Source organism: Paenilisteria riparia FSL S10-1204, from assembly GCF_000525995.1.
GTDB classification, from domain to species: Bacteria; Bacillota; Bacilli; order Lactobacillales; family Listeriaceae; genus Listeria_A; species Listeria_A riparia.
The window spans coordinates 33,943-50,967 of record NZ_AODL01000024.1 but is presented as its reverse complement, the minus strand read 5'-3'; the positions used below and the strand labels follow the sequence as shown (position 1 = coordinate 50,967).

General features: G+C 37.9%; 19 protein-coding genes and 1 riboswitch. Of the genes, 17 read left to right on the top strand and 2 right to left on the bottom strand.

What is annotated here, in order from left to right; genetic code table 11:
- Nucleotides 1-4 precede the first annotated feature (4 nt).
- A complete protein-coding gene (locus PRIP_RS12200) occupies nucleotides 5-928 on the top strand; it encodes an L-lactate dehydrogenase (RefSeq protein ID WP_052008903.1) in 924 nt (307 codons plus the stop codon).
- 17 nt (nucleotides 929-945) lie between these two features.
- On the opposite strand, the gene PRIP_RS12195 is transcribed toward PRIP_RS12200, so the two are convergent.
- Nucleotides 946-1,230: a hypothetical protein gene (locus PRIP_RS12195; protein ID WP_036101401.1), complete on the bottom strand. Its 285-nt coding sequence runs from the start codon at nucleotides 1,228-1,230 to the stop codon at nucleotides 946-948.
- Between the two features lie 126 nt (nucleotides 1,231-1,356).
- Between PRIP_RS12195 and PRIP_RS12190 the strand changes: the two genes are divergently transcribed.
- From PRIP_RS12190 to PRIP_RS12140, 13 genes are all read left to right on the top strand, one after another.
- Nucleotides 1,357-1,695 (top strand): thiol-disulfide oxidoreductase DCC family protein, encoded by a 339-nt coding sequence (locus PRIP_RS12190; RefSeq protein ID WP_036101400.1) that lies wholly within the window; start codon nucleotides 1,357-1,359, stop codon nucleotides 1,693-1,695.
- 561 nt (nucleotides 1,696-2,256) lie between these two features.
- On the top strand, nucleotides 2,257-2,553 hold the full coding sequence (locus PRIP_RS12185; protein ID WP_036101399.1) for a WXG100 family type VII secretion target: 297 nt from the start codon (nucleotides 2,257-2,259) through the stop codon (nucleotides 2,551-2,553).
- A 66-nt stretch (nucleotides 2,554-2,619) separates the two neighbouring features.
- On the top strand, nucleotides 2,620-2,751 hold the full coding sequence (locus tag PRIP_RS18010) for a hypothetical protein (RefSeq protein WP_277620097.1): 132 nt from the start codon (nucleotides 2,620-2,622) through the stop codon (nucleotides 2,749-2,751).
- 28 nt (nucleotides 2,752-2,779) lie between these two features.
- Nucleotides 2,780-2,884 (top strand): hypothetical protein, encoded by a 105-nt coding sequence (locus PRIP_RS18285; RefSeq protein ID WP_420912125.1) that lies wholly within the window; start codon nucleotides 2,780-2,782, stop codon nucleotides 2,882-2,884.
- 14 nt (nucleotides 2,885-2,898) lie between these two features.
- Nucleotides 2,899-3,240: a DUF3958 family protein gene (locus tag PRIP_RS12180; protein ID WP_036101398.1), complete on the top strand. Its 342-nt coding sequence runs from the start codon at nucleotides 2,899-2,901 to the stop codon at nucleotides 3,238-3,240.
- On the top strand, nucleotides 3,237-3,974 hold the full coding sequence (locus tag PRIP_RS12175) for a T7SS effector LXG polymorphic toxin (protein ID WP_036101397.1): 738 nt from the start codon (nucleotides 3,237-3,239) through the stop codon (nucleotides 3,972-3,974). The genes PRIP_RS12180 and PRIP_RS12175 overlap by 4 nt, the downstream gene beginning before the upstream one ends.
- A complete protein-coding gene (locus PRIP_RS17750; RefSeq protein WP_241434169.1) occupies nucleotides 3,931-4,419 on the top strand; it encodes a hypothetical protein in 489 nt (162 codons plus the stop codon). The genes PRIP_RS12175 and PRIP_RS17750 overlap by 44 nt, the downstream gene beginning before the upstream one ends.
- Nucleotides 4,420-5,085: 666 nt before the next feature.
- Nucleotides 5,086-5,385 carry a DUF4176 domain-containing protein gene (locus tag PRIP_RS12160; RefSeq protein ID WP_036101396.1) on the top strand — a complete coding sequence of 100 codons (300 nt, stop codon included), beginning with the start codon at nucleotides 5,086-5,088 and terminating at the stop codon, nucleotides 5,383-5,385.
- Between the two features lie 220 nt (nucleotides 5,386-5,605).
- Nucleotides 5,606-5,710: riboswitch (SAM riboswitch) on the top strand.
- 142 nt (nucleotides 5,711-5,852) lie between these two features.
- Entirely contained in the window at nucleotides 5,853-7,061 is a 1,209-nt protein-coding gene (gene metK / locus PRIP_RS12155; RefSeq protein WP_036101395.1) for a methionine adenosyltransferase, read from the top strand.
- Between the two features lie 162 nt (nucleotides 7,062-7,223).
- Nucleotides 7,224-7,994, top strand: a complete 771-nt coding sequence (locus tag PRIP_RS12150; RefSeq protein ID WP_036101394.1) for a carbonic anhydrase — start codon at nucleotides 7,224-7,226, stop codon at nucleotides 7,992-7,994.
- Nucleotides 7,995-8,135: 141 nt separating this feature from the next.
- On the top strand, nucleotides 8,136-10,001 hold the full coding sequence (gene asnB, locus PRIP_RS12145; RefSeq protein WP_036101393.1) for an asparagine synthase (glutamine-hydrolyzing): 1,866 nt from the start codon (nucleotides 8,136-8,138) through the stop codon (nucleotides 9,999-10,001).
- Between the two features lie 807 nt (nucleotides 10,002-10,808).
- Complete coding sequence (locus PRIP_RS17745) at nucleotides 10,809-11,066, top strand: glycosyltransferase family 2 protein (protein WP_241434168.1); 258 nt, start codon at nucleotides 10,809-10,811, stop codon at nucleotides 11,064-11,066.
- Nucleotides 11,047-12,006: a glycosyltransferase gene (locus PRIP_RS12140; RefSeq protein ID WP_241434167.1), complete on the top strand. Its 960-nt coding sequence runs from the start codon at nucleotides 11,047-11,049 to the stop codon at nucleotides 12,004-12,006. The genes PRIP_RS17745 and PRIP_RS12140 overlap by 20 nt, the downstream gene beginning before the upstream one ends.
- Nucleotides 12,007-12,936: 930 nt before the next feature.
- On the opposite strand, the gene PRIP_RS12135 is transcribed toward PRIP_RS12140, so the two are convergent.
- Entirely contained in the window at nucleotides 12,937-14,004 is a 1,068-nt protein-coding gene (locus PRIP_RS12135; RefSeq protein WP_036101392.1) for a MupG family TIM beta-alpha barrel fold protein, read from the bottom strand.
- A gap of 252 nt (nucleotides 14,005-14,256) precedes the next feature.
- Between PRIP_RS12135 and tagD the strand changes: the two genes are divergently transcribed.
- Genes tagD through PRIP_RS18005 form a run of 3 tightly spaced genes read left to right on the top strand, consistent with a single transcriptional unit; the run spans nucleotide 14,257 to nucleotide 17,015 of the window.
- Entirely contained in the window at nucleotides 14,257-14,634 is a 378-nt protein-coding gene (tagD, locus tag PRIP_RS12130; protein WP_036101391.1) for a glycerol-3-phosphate cytidylyltransferase, read from the top strand.
- A 55-nt stretch (nucleotides 14,635-14,689) separates the two neighbouring features.
- Nucleotides 14,690-16,546, top strand: coding sequence for a CDP-glycerol glycerophosphotransferase family protein (locus PRIP_RS12125; RefSeq protein WP_052008898.1), 1,857 nt, complete (start codon nucleotides 14,690-14,692; stop codon nucleotides 16,544-16,546).
- Nucleotides 16,470-17,015, top strand: a complete 546-nt coding sequence (locus tag PRIP_RS18005) for a CDP-glycerol glycerophosphotransferase family protein (protein ID WP_077913000.1) — start codon at nucleotides 16,470-16,472, stop codon at nucleotides 17,013-17,015. Before PRIP_RS12125 ends, PRIP_RS18005 begins: the two co-directional genes overlap by 77 nt.
- Nucleotides 17,016-17,025 lie beyond the last annotated feature (10 nt).

Sequence of the window (17,025 nt, the reverse complement as noted above, 5' to 3'; positions counted from 1 at the left end):
TGATTTGACTCGGAAAGTTGGAATTATTGGGGTTGGAAATGTGGGTTCGCAAGTGGCTTTTTCGCTTTGTACGCAGGGCATTTGCGATTCTCTTGTTTTAATTGACAAAAATGCAAAAAAAGCGCAGAGTGAGGCGTTTGATTTGTTGGATATGATGGCGTACACGCATCCTGTTTCGATTACAACGCAAGATTACGCGGCGCTAGATGATGCGGATGTCGTTATTTTGGCGGCGGGTCCGGAAATGATGGCGCAGGAAGATCGACTCAGTGAGCTGGATGAAACGCTAGCGATTTTAGACGATGTTTTGCCAAAACTGCTACACACGGCTTTTCATGGGATTTTTTTGGTGATTACGAATCCGTGTGATGTGGTGACGCATTTTGTGCAGGAGCGAACTGGCTGGGATAAGCAGCGCGTGTTTGGGACTGGGACAGCGCTTGATACGGCGAGAATGAAGCGAATGGTTGGCTCTACTTTAAATGTGTCGCCAAGTTCTGTTGAAGGTTTTGTACTTGGTGAGCATGGCGATTCGCAATTTGTTGCTTGGTCGACGGTACATGTTGCTGGAAAGACAGTGAGTGGCTCTGTGGCTTTAGATAGAGATAAGGTAGAGCAGGAAACGCGAGATGCTGGATGGGCAATTTTGCAAGGCAAAGGTTGTACAAGCTTTGGCATCGGAACGACGGCAGCTATGATTACGAAAGCGATTTTGACGAATGAACAGCGAATAATTCCTGTTTCAACATTTGACGCGAAAAAAGGCGTGTATATAGGCTTACCTGCCCTCGTTGGACGATATGGAGCAACAACTTATTATCCGAAGCTAAACGACTCTGAGAAAGCGCGTTACGATACCTCTATAGCGGTTATTAGACAGGCAATAGAAAGTAAAAATAACACCAAACCAAAAAAGTTGAGCCCTTAATCAAGGACCCAACTTTTTTATGCATCTTTATTTTTAGCGGATAATCGACGAACCCAAGCCACGATACTGATAATAAGTGAGAAAATGTATTCACCAAGCGTTGCGATAAAGATTGAAATCGCGATTTCGGCTTGAGAAACACCGCCACCATAAAAGCTAATAAAGAAAACAATAGCACTTGCAATCAAGCCCATTGTTGCTAGAAAATACTTGAACCAGCGCCATTTTAAAATGAATTCAAAAATGCACACAGCGACAATGAAAATCGCAAAAATAATCAAAGTTAATGTTGAAAATATCATAGTTTCTTCTCCTTTGGTGAACCAAGCGTTCGTGTAGTATGAGACAAATCCCAGACCATAAAAACATTCTACCATAGTTTTGCCAGAATGATAAGCGGGAAACGAGATTTTAGGAGGTAAGTTCTCATGAAAGATATTGTATTGTATGATAGGAATTGCCATTTTTGTAAGGCCAGCAAGCGATTGTTTGAGAAACTAGACTGGATGAATGTCGTGGATTGGCAAGCTTTGCAGAGTGTGAATAGACCCGATTTTTCGCAGGAAGAATTAATGGAGGAAATTCATCTTATTACTCCAAAAGGAGAGGTGAAAAAAGGTTTCTTCGCGATTCGACGGATGTTGCTACGCTTTCCATTAACCGGACTTATCGGGCTTATTCTACACTTGCCATTTCTCAAACCTGCTGGTCGATTTGGTTATAAAGTTGTCGCGGATAATCGGACGTGTACATTTCGTAAAAAATAATGTTTTTTTGTTCGTGACAAGGACGAGGAAACATGTTTCAATAACGTGAAAACTAAATTAAACTCTTATCCAGAGAGGTATAAGAGACGTGAAGTCGTTTGATAGCAACGACTTCACGTCTCTTTTTGTATATCTTGCCCACCAACATGTATGTCAAGCTGATTTATTATTACGAGCAGATGATAGGTGGGGTGGGGCGCCATCATTTTATCGCCAAAAAGGAGATGTGATAAACGTAGTTGGCAGGTCCAAGAATGGTTGGCTAAAATGTACGTTAGGAACACGGTATGGTTATTTACCTAATTCGACAAGGTATCTCAAGGAAAAATAAGAGATGTAGCCTTAGTCGACAGATTATTCAGTGAAACTATGTTGCAATTAATATAAACCTGCATAGTGCCTTCTATTTGTTTCGAAGGCTTTTTTTGCGATGAAGATTAATTAGTGGAAGTTATCTGTTAGAAATTGAAATAAAATAAAAAATAGTTAACGATTTACAGTTAATTAATTACTATGATACAATATGTGCGTTACATAGCGAAAATGGCGAGGATGAAATGTATGTCAGGTCAAATTAGAATGAGTCCAGCGGAGTTATGTGATCGCTCAAAAACGTATGGTCGTAAAGGGCAAGATATTGAACAGATTTTACGAGAATTACAACAATTACAGGAACAATTGCGTGGGGAATGGGAAGGTGCCGCTTTCCAAAAATTCGATGAGCAATTCCAAAAATTGAAGCCAAAAGTAACCGAGTTTTCGAATTTAATGCACCAAATAGAACAACAATTGAGCATAACAGCTACAGCTGTGGAAGAGAATGATGTGAACTTATCGCGTAATTTTGGATTACAATAAATGATGATTGAATGGCCATTTGATATAGCGTGGCCTTTTGGCTATAGTCAAAAAGAGGTGAGATGAATGGATGGAGAAATCGCAAGTAATAGAAGCGTAGTACAAGATCAAGTGATTGCTTTACGGCAAACGGTAACAGATTCGAATGAGGCACAAAATCCAAATATAGATATGCAAAACAACGCTACAAGGAAATAGTAAGTTACATAGTGTTGTTGAGAAAGAGATGGATATTGTTCACCGTTTTCGCCAGGCTTTTCTAGTGGACGTCTCTAACCTTCAACGTGTGGCAGAAGCGATGGAAGCCCAGGATCAACAACTTGCCAAATGAAAGGGGCAACAGAGATGAATAAGGTCGATGAAATAACACGACAAATCAACTGTTTATCTGAGGAGATATGTGAAACAGAAAATGCACAGCATCAATTAAAACGAACAGAAGAAGCATTAGTAATGCATTTTCATCGTAAAAAGAAATTTTTTAATAGTATGCAAATTTACTGGCGAACGGGAGATATGGCAAACCGCATTGCAGACCGTATTCTTCAATTGCAACGAGAAGAAAATAAAACGATGGATTGTTTGGCAGAGCAACAAACTGGAGTTCGTCGCCAAATACTGGCATTGGAGATAAAAGAAGATGAGCTGTATCGTGCTAGAAAAAAAGCATGGGAGGAAGACGAATGAGTGTTAATATGTTTTTGGACAGTGCGGATGAACAGATGCAGTCTATTCAGAGTATGTGCCAAATGTATATCTCAGAAATGGAACAAGTCAAAGCAACTATCACATATTTTACAGCAGAAACAGCTTTAAAAGGGAGAGCATATGATGCTGCTAAAGAATATTTTGAAGCAACCTATGTTCCGCTTGCCAATGGGATTATATTGATTGCTGAAGCAGTACAAAAAGCGGCTAAAAAATTAGTAGAAGAGTATCGGACAGAAGTGGATGAGAATTCGTTGCAAGAAGATGCACTGCGAAATCAATTGCGACAGTTAGGTGATTTGATGGAGGAAAGTACGATGTGTTTCGCACCTTCCGCGACGTCATTGTCAGGGGCTGAGTTTAGTACAAATCCATTTTTACCGTTTTATGAAAATCAGAAACAAGAGATACAAGGTAAATTAGATAAATTACTCTCATATGATATCGCTTCAGCAACGTTATTCGCGGAAGTAGAGAGCATAATAGTTTCTGTAGAAACTGGCTTAAGGAAGGTAAACAGTGGAAGAAATTTTGATGTCGCAACAGGTATATATGCCACTCCCGCGGAAGATGATTCAGACTGGAGCCAGACAATCCAAAACAATTATCAGGAATATTTAAAGGTCACTAAAACTGGCTTATTGGCTGGGGGATATGCGTCAACGTTGAATGTTCTTAGGGCTGAAACAGTGGCTAGTAGCAAAAAAAATTAAGGGTGGAACATGGCATAATTCACCTGTAAAGAGTACAAAATCAGGGTTAAAAACGTGGAAGCAAGTAAATGGCGATGTGAGCCGATTTAAAGATGTTAAAAATGCTCGTAAAGTAGACTCAATTTTAAATGGTACAGGAAAAGCTTTTCCTAAAAGTCTAGGTGTTGCAGGCGCAGCGGGAGTTGTTTTGGATGGTGCTGCGACGTATTTAGAGCGAAAGGATGAGTATGGGGAAACAAGTGCTGCGATTGACGGAGTAGTGCATACTGGTACAGCTGTGGGGTCTATTTATGCAGGCGCAGCAATAGGGTCATTGATTCCAATTCCAGTTGTTGGGACATTAGCGGGCGCCGCTGGAGGTTACCTCGTAAATGGGGTTGCCAATACACTGTATGATGGGTTTGCTCATGGAAAGTGGAACCTAGATAATTTCAAACTCTGGTAAGGGGGATTAGTTTGAGGAAAATGATATATATAGGAGAGGCAGATGGATATACTATCTATTTCGATTCTAAAAAGAAAGACCTATTAAAGTCAAAAAAGAGTAGATTGTTAAATAATGAAAAGACGAAAAATAATTCTAAATATATTATCTTAACTCTCATCACACTATTGTTAGTAGGTAGTTTCACAGGATTCTTCGCAAAGAGACAGCTTTTTTCAGGGAAATATAATGACAGTATACTGATAATTTTATTATTAATTTGGATATTTGAATTCCTTTTTTTTAACTATTATTGTTCATCGTGCTTTATACAAGGACGTGAAGGAAGCGGAGCCTGCAACAAAAAAAAGAATTTGGCAAAGCTATTAATAATAGTAATATATGGAATATTTTCAATAGCAGAAAAGTAACTTTTATGAAGAAGATATTTGCTTGGGCACTCACTTTAGTGGTTGGATGTGCTACAATAGGGTTCATAATTGGTCTGTGCTTAGCTAATCAGCAGGGTTATTTCATAGGAGCTCCGATAGGCAGCGAGATTATAGTTTTAAGTTTATTCGGCGTTCTCCCCTTTTTAACTGTTTTCTTGATTTGGGATAATAACTTGATACGTTGGTTTAACATTGTTGGGAAATATCAAAATAAGAAATTGGAGGGCAAGTAATTATGGAAGATAGAGTATTACCATTAGGAACAATTGTACTATTGAAAGACGGAGATGGTTCAAGATTAATGATTGTGTCTAGAGCAAGTATTGTGGAGGATCGTAAGAAAGAGGTTTTCTATGATTACGGCGCAGTGCTAATTCCGCAAGGGATGTTATCACCAGAAGCAGTATATTTTTTTAATAAAGAAAATGTTGAAACTGTTCTATTTGAAGGTTTTAAAAGCGAAGAAGAAGAAGCATTTGCTGAACAATATGATGAAATGGTGAGCCAAACTAAAGTGCCTAAGGGATCCGTTTGATTGCAACAAATAAGATCTCAGTAGTATGCGAAATAAATTCTTGCCAAATATCTAATTTAGCTCTATAATAGTATTTACCGACAAGTTATATTGATTATTTGCCTATCATTTGCCCACCAACTTTTGAAAAAAGATGAAAAGTAATGATAAGCAAGAAATCAAGAATAATGATATACTAGCATTTTGAAACAAAATGAAAAATAGTGAAAACTAAATTAAACTCTTATCCAGAGCGGTAGAGGGACTGGCCCTTTGAAACCCGGCAACCTACAGTAATGTAAGGTGCTAACCTGTGGCAGGAAGTAATTTTCCTGATCGATGAGAGCGAAGGTATTGTAAATAGTAGCCTTTTCTCTAGTTCCGCGCGCAATTGGCAAATTAGAGGGAGGGCTTTTTGTTTTTGTTATCATTTTAACGAAACAAAGCCGCAACTTCGCGATGGAGAAGAATAAAGGAGGAAATAAGAAATGGCAAGAAATCGTCATTTATTCACATCAGAATCGGTTTCTGATGGACATCCAGATAAGATTGCGGACCAGATTTCTGACGCAATTCTGGATGCAATTTTAACGAAGGACCCTGATGCTAGGGTTGCCTGTGAAACAACAGTAACAACAGGACTCGTACTAGTAGCGGGGGAAATTACAACATCCACTTACGTAGACATCCCAAAAATTGTGCGAGATACGATTAAAGAAATTGGTTATACGCGTGCAAAATATGGTTTTGATGCAGAAACATGCGCGGTTTTAACAGCGATTGATGAGCAGTCGCCTGATATCGCGCAAGGTGTAGACGTAGCGTTAGAATCCCGTGATAATGAAGAGGCAACGATTGACGCCATTGGAGCGGGGGATCAGGGATTAATGTTTGGTTTTGCAACGGATGAAACCGAAGAACTAATGCCGCTTCCAATTTCGCTTGCGCATGCCTTATCCCGCAAAATTGCCGAATTACGAAAAAATAATGTGTTAACATACCTACGTCCAGATGCGAAAACACAAGTGACAGTCGAGTATGATGACAATAATCAACCAGTTCGTGTTGATACCATTGTCATTTCGACACAACACCATCCGGATGTTACACAAGAACAAATTGCAACAGACTTGCATAAATTAGTCATTGAAGAAGTCATCGATGTCCGATTGCTTGATTCTGAAACGAAATATTTCATCAATCCAACAGGACGCTTTGTTATCGGCGGACCTCAAGGCGATGCAGGCTTAACAGGCCGCAAAATCATCGTGGATACCTACGGAGGCTATGCGCGTCATGGTGGTGGCGCATTTTCTGGTAAAGATCCAACAAAAGTCGATCGTTCAGGCGCTTATGCCGCGCGCTATGTTGCCAAAAACATCGTCGCAGCAGGCCTTGCGAAAAAAGCAGAAGTCCAGTTAGCATATGCAATTGGTGTTGCTCATCCGGTGTCAATTTCTATCGATACTTATGGCACGAGTGAATATAGCGAGCAAGAGTTAATCAATGCAGTGAATCAATTTTTTGATTTACGTCCAGCAGGTATTATTCAGATGCTTGACTTACGCCGACCAATTTACCGCCAAACAGCAGCATTCGGCCATTTTGGGCGCCTTGACTTGGACCTGCCATGGGAACGCACAGATAAAGCGGTTCAAATGAAAAATTTCTTACAAAATACAGCGAATGTGAAATAAATAAAGAACGAGAAACTAGCTTTGGCAATTGTCAAGCTAGTTTTTTGGATAAAAAGTAATATTTTTTAAGAGGATATGGAAATTCTGTCACAAAAAATACACATACAAATGAATCGTTATGTAATATAATAATTAAGTTACATAACGAAGGGGGTTTTCACCATGAAAACAAAATTACTGGCAGCATCAGCAATCGCGGCATCACTTGTTTTGGTAGCAGGATGTGGCAATAGCGAGGCAAGTGATTCAAAGAAAGAAGAGAGCAAGAAAACAGAAACAACAGCAAAGCATGAAGATCACTTAGATTATCATGATCAAAAGTCGTGGCAATTTGAAGCAGGAGACACGCAGTCGCCAATCAATATTGAAACAGCAAAAACAACGAAGATGGAAGACAAAGGTACTATTGAATTGAATTACAACCAAAAAGTAACAGACGAAGTTGACAATGGCCATAGCATCCAAGTTGATGATGGCGGTACAGCACTTATTAACGGACGTAACTTTGAGTTAAATCAATTTCATTTCCATGCCGAGAGCGAGCACACAATGAATGGCAAACATTACCCAATCGAAGCGCACTTTGTAAACGAAAGCCAAGATAGCCGTCTAGCTGTTATTGCTGTTTTCTTTAAAGAAGGAAAAGCAAATCCAGCGTTTGAAACCATCTTATCCAACATTAAAAAAGGTGAGAAAACAACTGTTAGTGAGCCAATTAATGTCGCTGCACTGCTTCCAACCAACAAAACATATTACCACTATCTAGGTTCCTTAACAACACCACCACTATCTGAGAACGTAGAATGGTATGTCATGGCAAATCCAGTGGAAGTTTCTAAAGAACAAATCGCTGAATTTAACAAATACTACGACGGCAACAATCGTAAAGTACAACCACTGCACGATCGTCCAGTCTTGAAACATACAGACTGATATAGCTATGTATAAAGAGTTTGGAGGCAACTTCAAACTCTTTTTTGCGCGATGCTGTTCAAACAAACCCTATTTATGATATGATAGACGTTGTTGAAAAAGAGAACAAGACTAGTATAATAATAGAGGAGAAATGTGACGATGTGTGGATTTATTGGATGCGTGCATGACCGCATTGCTGAAATTACCGGCGAACAAAAAGAAACATTTAAACAAATGAATGATATGATTACCCACCGTGGCCCTGATGATGAAGGGTTTTTTACAGACGAGCATGTTCAGTTTGGTTTCCGTCGCCTAAGTATTATTGACGTAGAGAACGGTCATCAGCCGCTGACTTATGAGAATGAGCGTTATTGGATAATTTTTAATGGTGAAGTGTATAACTATGTGGAGCTGCGTGAGAATTTAATGAAAGAAGGCATGACTTTCGAGACAAGCAGTGATACAGAGGTTATTATTGCTACATATGCCAAATACAAAGAAAAAACGGCAGAACAATTACGCGGTATGTTCGGTTTTGTTATTTGGGATAAAGAAGAACAGACCGTCTATGGCGCGCGCGATCCATTTGGTATCAAGCCATTTTTCTATGCAGAAGAAGACGGCAAATTGTACATGGGTTCCGAGAAGAAATCGATTTTACACGCGTTAAAATCAACCAAATTAGATGAAGTATCTTTACAAAACTACATGACATTCCAGTTCGTTCCAGAACCTGATTCCCTAACACAAGGCGTGAAACGTTTAGAGCCAGGTCATTATTTCACGAAAAAAATCGGCGGAGAAATGCAAATTAGCCGTTACTGGAAAGCCCAATTCCAACCTGTAAGCAAATCGGAAGATACATTCATTAAAGAAATTCGAGATGTCATGTACGATTCTGTAAAAATGCATATGCGCAGTGATGTGCCAGTTGGTTCGTTCCTATCAGGAGGTATTGATTCTTCTATCATTGCAGCTATTGCAAAAGAGTATCATCCAGCAATTAAAACCTTCTCAGTAGGCTTTGAGCGCGACGGTTTTAGTGAAGTCGATGTTGCCAAAGAAACTGCCGAGAAATTAGGCGTAGAAAATATTAGCTATATCATTACACCACAAGAATATATGGACGAATTACCAAAAATTGTTTGGCACATGGACGATCCGTTAGCTGACCCAGCTGCGATTCCTTTGTACTTCTTATCCCGCGAAGCACGCAAACATGTAACTGTTGCTTTGTCTGGAGAGGGTGCTGACGAGCTGTTTGGCGGTTATAATATCTACAATGAACCAAACTCTCTTTCTGTTTTCAACAAGATGCCAGGTGTCCTAAAATCGATGCTACGTGGTGTTGCGAATGTAATGCCGGAAGGAATGCGCGGCAAGAGCTTCCTAGAACGCGGAACAACACCGATGGAAGAACGCTACATTGGAAATGCCAAAATGTTCACGGAATCAGAGAAAAAGATTTTGCTACCGAAGTATCAAACAGGGCACGACTATACAAAAATTACTGATCCATTATACGCAGAAACAGTTGGTTATAACCCTGTAGAACGCATGCAGTATATCGATATTCACACATGGATGCGCGGTGATATTTTGTTAAAAGCAGACCGTATGACAATGGCCAACTCGCTAGAAGTTCGCGTACCGTTCTTAGACAAAGAAGTATTTCGTGTAGCAAAAGACATTCCAGCTTCCATGAAAACAACTAATGGCACAACAAAATATGTCTTGCGTAAAGCAGCAGAAAGCTTTGTACCAGATCACGTGCTGAATCGCCGCAAATTAGGTTTTCCAGTGCCAATCCGCCACTGGCTAAAAGATGAGATGAACCAGTGGGTGAAGAATTTGATTCGAGATTCAGGAACAGACCATCTTATCAATAAAAAATACGTATTACAATTGTTAGAAGATCATTGTGCAGGAAAACATGATTATAGCCGTAAGATTTGGACAGTTGTTATCTTTATGATTTGGTACGATGTATATGTAGAGAATAAATATAATTTTGGTAAGTAATCTAAAGCGATTAAAATCCTTACATGGGTTTTAGTCGTTTTTTATTTTTAATAGGATATTATTTCTAAAAATGGCTAATGCGAAACGTGTCTCATTGTCTTATTGTATGTCCATAGCACAGTGAAAAATTTAATGAACGCGTTTGCAAGTAGGTTTAATGTGTATTTATTGTGAAATATATCGCAAAAGGTTGAAACTGCTATTAGTAGGAGTATACTTAGCTTTAGAAATTAAATATCACATGTAACGAGTCTGGGACATAACCCAAGTAAATCGGCGACAAGCGCTCGCATTCAGGGAATTTGGCGGACTTCCGGTTCTCACATACACCAGTATGCTCCGCTTCCGGCTTCCACCAAACTCCCTGAATACAAACGCTTTCGCTCGATTTGTGTAAAGCAAAATTTTTCGTATTACCCAAAGTAAATGGCTCGGCGGTTTTGCTTTATCTTGAGTTTTGTCCCAACCTCGTGTGGTTTTATTTTTCATAATGTGACATTATTAGCGTTTGAATAGTCGAAAGGAAGTGGACCTTAGGAAAACTAGAATGATTCTCACCCAAAATCTGGCTGAAATAGTTCAAGATATTTTTAGTGCAAGGGAATAAAATATACAGTGTAAAAAAACAGGTGCTTCTTATGACTAAAGGGTGTTTAGATTTTAATCATTATTTTTAGAATAATAATTAATTAATATTTAACAGAATAATATGTATATTGAAATTTAAAGGAGCTAGTGTGATGTATGAAGTAAAACGAAAAAAAATCATCTTTTCTTATTTCTATCATCGGTTTTGTATTATGCTTTATGATGCTAGAAATGATTGGTTTCTGGAGGACAGGTAATATTTCGACATCATTTAGTATTTATGGGTGGGGAATGGTTATTTATCTCATCATCAAAATGACATTATCGATGTTCTACAAACCAAAGACAAATGCACCACCTGATTTGAAGGTGACGGTCGTTATTCCAGCATACAACGAATCGAGTGAAGCGGTTTTACGTCTGATGGCTACGATTCAAAAACAGACCTATCCGATTCATGAAATTTTTTTTTGTTGAAGATGGTAGTAAGTCAAAAGATGCGGTAAATGCTTTGCGAAAGTATGTGGCGGAGAATGATCTACCTAACACGAAAAATATTATCATTCATGAATTAGAAAAGAATCAAGGAAAACGTCACGCTCAGGCGTATGCGTTCGAGCATTCGACGGGAGATGTTTTCTTTACAATGGATTCGGATGGGGAAATTTTTGAAGATACATTGTATGAGTTACTGCGCCCGTTTGCAGATCCGGAAGTAATGGCAGTAACTGGGCATATTAATGCGCGTAATCGGGCTACTAATTTGTTAACACGATTACTGGATATGCGTTACGATAATGCTTTTCGTGTGGAACGAGCATCACAATCGGTAACAGGGCATATTCTTGTCTGCTCTGGGCCGATTAGTTGTTACCGACGCGAAGTAGTGATGGACAATTTGACACGATATTTGAATCAGACAGTGCTTGGTGTTCCGGCTTCTGTTGGGGATGACCGTTGCCTAACCAATTATGCCATTGAAAAAGGAAAAACAATGTATCAGTCGACAGCAGAATGTATTACAGATGTTCCAGATTCCATGGGTGTCTTCTTGAAACAACAAACGCGCTGGAGCAAGTCGTTCTTCCGCGAAACCTTTATCTCCATGCGGATGATTCTGACACACCCAATAGTCTTTCTTTGGTCGTTCCTAGAATTAGGACTGTGGCTTCTTTTTCTAGCTGCTATTGGCTATAATGTGTTCTGGCATTTCTGGGATTTAACATGGGTAGATTGGATATTTTACTTGGTACTAGCATGTTTATCAGCCTATGCGCGAAATGTGCATTATATTTTTAAATATCCACTATGTTATATGATGGCACCGATTTACGGATTGATCCATTTTTTCACAATTCATATTGTTCGTTTAACTGCATTGGCAACGTTACGTGTAGACAAATGGGGCACACGTTGATTGCTAGATGACAAAAGATATGTTGTCATTTGATGGATGAAATTACAAAAGAGAAATAGGGACACCTCTCTGTCAGCTTTCACTGGCATCGGGTGTCCCTATTTATTGTGTAAACGTAATTTCAACAAGCAAAGGAGAAGTATGTGTTTTGATGCTATATATAAAATATTTGTATAATCAGAAATTCCTCAAATAACGTAAAAAATGTATAGAATATGTATATATTGTGAAATAAAAAATAAAGTATTGTATTCATGAAAAAATGCTTGTATAATTTATTTATGTTGGGGGTGAATCTAAGATAATGCAATCAGGTTTATTGAAATTAGCAAATGAATTTTTATACTCAGTTTAGTATGATTATAATTTTTTGTTATTTTCGAATTATTGTTTTATATAACCAATCTGTTTCCAAAGTATTCTATACGAAATACAAATTAGAAACGGATATTTTTGGGGAGTATTACATAAAATGATTTTTAAAAATTCGCGGATAACAAATTTCTTTCGCTAAAGCTAATTATTAAGCGATTGTAAAATAAGTTCCATAAATTTCAGCAAGAGCATAGGGAATATGTATTTACTGTGAAATAATTGAGAATCCCTTGTATTTGAAAAAAGTTGGCTGTATAATTTATCATGTAACGGGGGGCGAATGGCTGGTAAAAATCGGTTAGAAAATAGCCAATAAGTTCATTTGCGAGACACGACTTTTGTAAAATTATTCTAGTTATTTTACGGATTTACGTAGCAATCATTGAAAGGCTACTCTATTTGTGAGATGCTTTTTTCATTTTCACTAGCTGAACCAAGTTATTTTATACAAAACCAGCAAAAATGTGTAAATAAGGTGAAAGATGCCAAGAACTATTGAATAAATGCATGTCGTTGTGCAATAATGAAAAGCGCAGAGTTGCGATGTTAGTAAGCTTATTCTTGAATGATTGGGTGTAGCTTGACAGACTGTCCGGGCTTTATAAATGGAAGTAGCAATATCGCCTGCTTTGTTAGACAGCCAATATTATTTGATTTGAGATCGACAGGTAGGTCTTTGCATGTAATACAAATTTCTCCTTGATAACGACCAAATAAAACATTATCAACTGTAATAGTGCCAACAGGTCTTGTATTTTTACTGGTGGGTTGGATTTCAAAATGACTGAGTGCTGGGCGTGAATTTTCTAAACGGATAAGATCACGAGCGGGATCCATACGATTTCTGTCAGTGGAATGGAGCTGTTTCACTAGTTCTGGTGCCAACATCTCTGTTAGGACACAGTCAAGCATTATTGTACCATCTTTTGCGTAAGCTGCAAATTGTTGTGTTGTTTCATTGCGCAATGCTGGATCACCAATATACACATGATCAACACCCAGACTTTCTAGTTCTAGTGCAGCTAAAAATGGATGACAAGTGCGATGTTTCTCTAAAGTTGGGAGCCCTTCAAATAGTGGTTGCCGTAGTATACCATCACCTGGAACAAATGCGGCAATTTTCAAACCGTATTCATGAAGAAAGTCATTGGTTTGTTTGAAAAATAGGGTATCTAAACCAGTATGCGGTTTTGGATAGTAGTTATGAAATGCCTCAACTTGTGTTATATCAACCCCAGCTTGCAAAAGCGCCTCTAAAAATGGCTGGTTAATCGTACTGGCATTCAGAAAAACTTTGATTTTTGTTGAAAGTTCGGCAATTTCAAGTGTAGAAAGACCATAATCAACGCGAAGTCCAGCTACTCCAAGGTTCGTTAGTTGGTCGGCATGCTGAATATCTAAATCTAGGTATTCTAGTGATTTTGCAGAAATATCAAGAATGAGTTGCATGTTATTTTTCATGGCTGCGTTGGCAAGCCTCGTTAACAGATGTTTGTAATTCGTTGGATTTTCTTCAGGAATATGTAGCGAACTAAAAATAAGTGAGAAATTATTTTTTGCCGCTTTCTCGATGGTTGTTTCAAACTCATTATTTTCGGAAAGATATACGGAAATACCAAACATGTGAAAAACACCTTACTTTCATATATTTTAGCTTAATTATACCTACTATGAAATTTTATTTCAAACGATATAAAGGTTTTTATAATTCGGAAAATTAGCTTAATTTCATTATATTTTCAAAAACAAAAATTTAAATATTAACTTAATTACGTTTTTTGGATGTAAAATTTTTTATTTTCGAAAATTTAATATAAAAATACTTTTTTGAAGAAAAACTAAAACGGGAAGGTGGAGATTTGATGAAAAAAAGTTATTACTTACGGTACTTTTGATTTACTACACTGGGGGCATATTCGCTTGCTAGAACGTGCAAAAGCACTTGGAGATCATCTTACCGTTGTGCTATCTACCGATGAGTTCAATAAACTAAAAGGAAAAGAAGCATTTCATAATTTTGAGCAACGCAAATATTTACTGGAAGCTATTAAGCATGTGGATGTAGTGATTCCTGAAACGACATGGGATCAAAAAATAACGGATATTCAATCAAATGAGATTACCATTTTTGTAATGGGAGATGACTGGAAAGGGCAGTTTGATTTTTTGACGCCTTATTGCGATGTCTGCTATTTAGAGCGAACAAAGGATATATCAACAACCTATATCAAAGAACAATTAGCTCGAGCCTAATCTTCAGTCGAACCTATGAAACTATTTTTTTTGAGAAAGCAAGGAGCTATGAATCATGAAAGTTGGAATAATCGGATTTAATATTTTTTCGCCAGGTGGAACAAGCAGGAGTAATTTGAATGTAACAAAAGAATTCAATCAAGAAAAGGTGGATGTTGTTATTTATAATGCGCGACCGTTTTCTGCAACTGATATACTTACGCTTCGCCATCAGGAAAAATTGAGCAATCGCGTAACTTTCCAGATGATTCAGGAAATAGGCAAGGATCAGACAATTGATGTGTATATTATTACGCGGGAAACTTTCTTTGTTCTAGGCCAGTTGATTAAACATCATTTTCCAAATGCGATGGTTATTGGTGAAATTCATGCGCCATTAAGCCTGCTTCCAGAAAATTTAGCGCAGGATTTGTACGGCTTGGATTGGGTAAGAGTTGCGACAGAATCAATCAAAAAAGAGTTTCAGACGAAATATAATTATTCCTCTATATTAGTGCATCATGTCAGCACGCATCACCTGTCACTGCCTGAGAGCAAGCTACAAAATGAGACGAGTAATTTGTATGTTCTTTCTCGTTTTGAGGATGATGTGAAAGATATTTCTTACGCAATTCGACTTTTAGATTATTTAGTACATTATTGTGACGCAAAGCATATGAAGCTCTATATTGAAGGATATGGGCCGTCGGAAATGTTGTATCGCAATTTAATTAATGACTATGGTTTGCACGCCAATGTTTTTTTCAATCAGGGGACGCCAGTAGACTATATCTACTTTTCTACATCGCGGTACGAAACGTTTGGCTATTCCATTATTGAAGCATTAGCGAAGGGAAAGCGGGCTATTTTGTATCCAGGAGAAGACGGGGTACTTCGAGAGATTTATGGGAACCCGAATAATATTCAGTGGATTTCTAAAGATGTTCAAAGAGATGCAATGCGCATACTACGATTCGTTGATGCAGTTCAAAAAGTCAATTATCGTCAGGCCCTAGCGGTTATTGCTAATCCGAGAAACTACGTGGCGCTTTATGAACAAGCATTACTACAATTTAAAAAGCAAAAGCAAAAAAATTGGAAATTACTAAAAAGTGAAGAAGAGATTTGGGGAAGTATTCTTGCAGATCAAGTAGAACGAATTCCACTTATTTATAAACTATATAATAGTGTGAAAGACAAACCAATTGTTGGCCCATTGGTGACTAGTGCACCTGTTAAAAAAACAGTGAAATCGGTTTTTGATTTTGTGCAAGAACGAAAGAACAATCGGAAGCAAAGTCTTGAGGTGCAGGAGGACATATTTTTTATCGAATCATTTCATGGTAAATCTTTTTCGGGAGACCCGAAGTATATCGCACTTTGGATAAAGAAAAATAGACCGAATGCAAAGATTTTTGTTAGTTCGGTAAACCAGTTAGTTGATATGGAAGTTCGACATTTCGGCATGGAGTCGGTTCGTCTTGGTAGCTTACGTTATCAACAAATGTTTCGGAAAAGTAAATATGTCATTGTCAATGGCAATACATTGGATAAAGTTGGGAAATCTCCGAATCAGGTTATTATTCAAACTTGGCATGGCTTACCTTTAAAGAAAATGGTAGCTGATTTGGAAGATCCGAAACATCGCAAACAAGAACTTACTGCGTTTTTGCCGAGAATGAAAAAATGGGATTATCTTCTCAGCTCGTCTACCTTCAACACAAAGCTATTTACTTCGGCTTTTGCACTCTCAGAAAATCCAGAATTAAAAATATTGGAATTGGGCGCACCGCGAAATGCGTACCTCATTCAGAATAGAAGTTCGTATAGCGAAAAATCGCGAATTCATATGAAGTATTTTAACCGTCCGTTTAACCCAGAAAAAAAAGTATATTTTATTCTGTCCAACGTGGCGAAAGCAAGCACGAGATGAAATAACTAGTGTGAATTTAAAAGAATTGATAAACCTTCTGCCAGAGGAATATGAAATCATCGTAAAATTGCATCCATTAGAAACAAAGTTACGTAGGTTTTACAAGTCACTGGATGCAAGGATTCATTGCTTCTTTAATGAGCTGGTAGATATTCAGGAGCTTTTTTTGCTAGCAGATATATTGATTTCGGATTATTCTTCTGCGATTTTTGATTACGCGCATTTGAATAAGCAAATTATCATTTTGCAAGAGGATTCGGAGAAATACGCAAAAAAAGTTGGTTGGTATTTTGATATGAAGAAAACGTGCCATTTAGAAGGTAAGTCCTATACGACAACAACATTAGCAAATGCCATATTACAGCATGATTCGCATGTGCTTAGCTATTGTCATGCGATTCAAAGACGCATGCTAAGCAATGATAGCGTCACATTAAACGATATTTTACTACATCAATTGTTTTCTTAAGAAAGGTTGT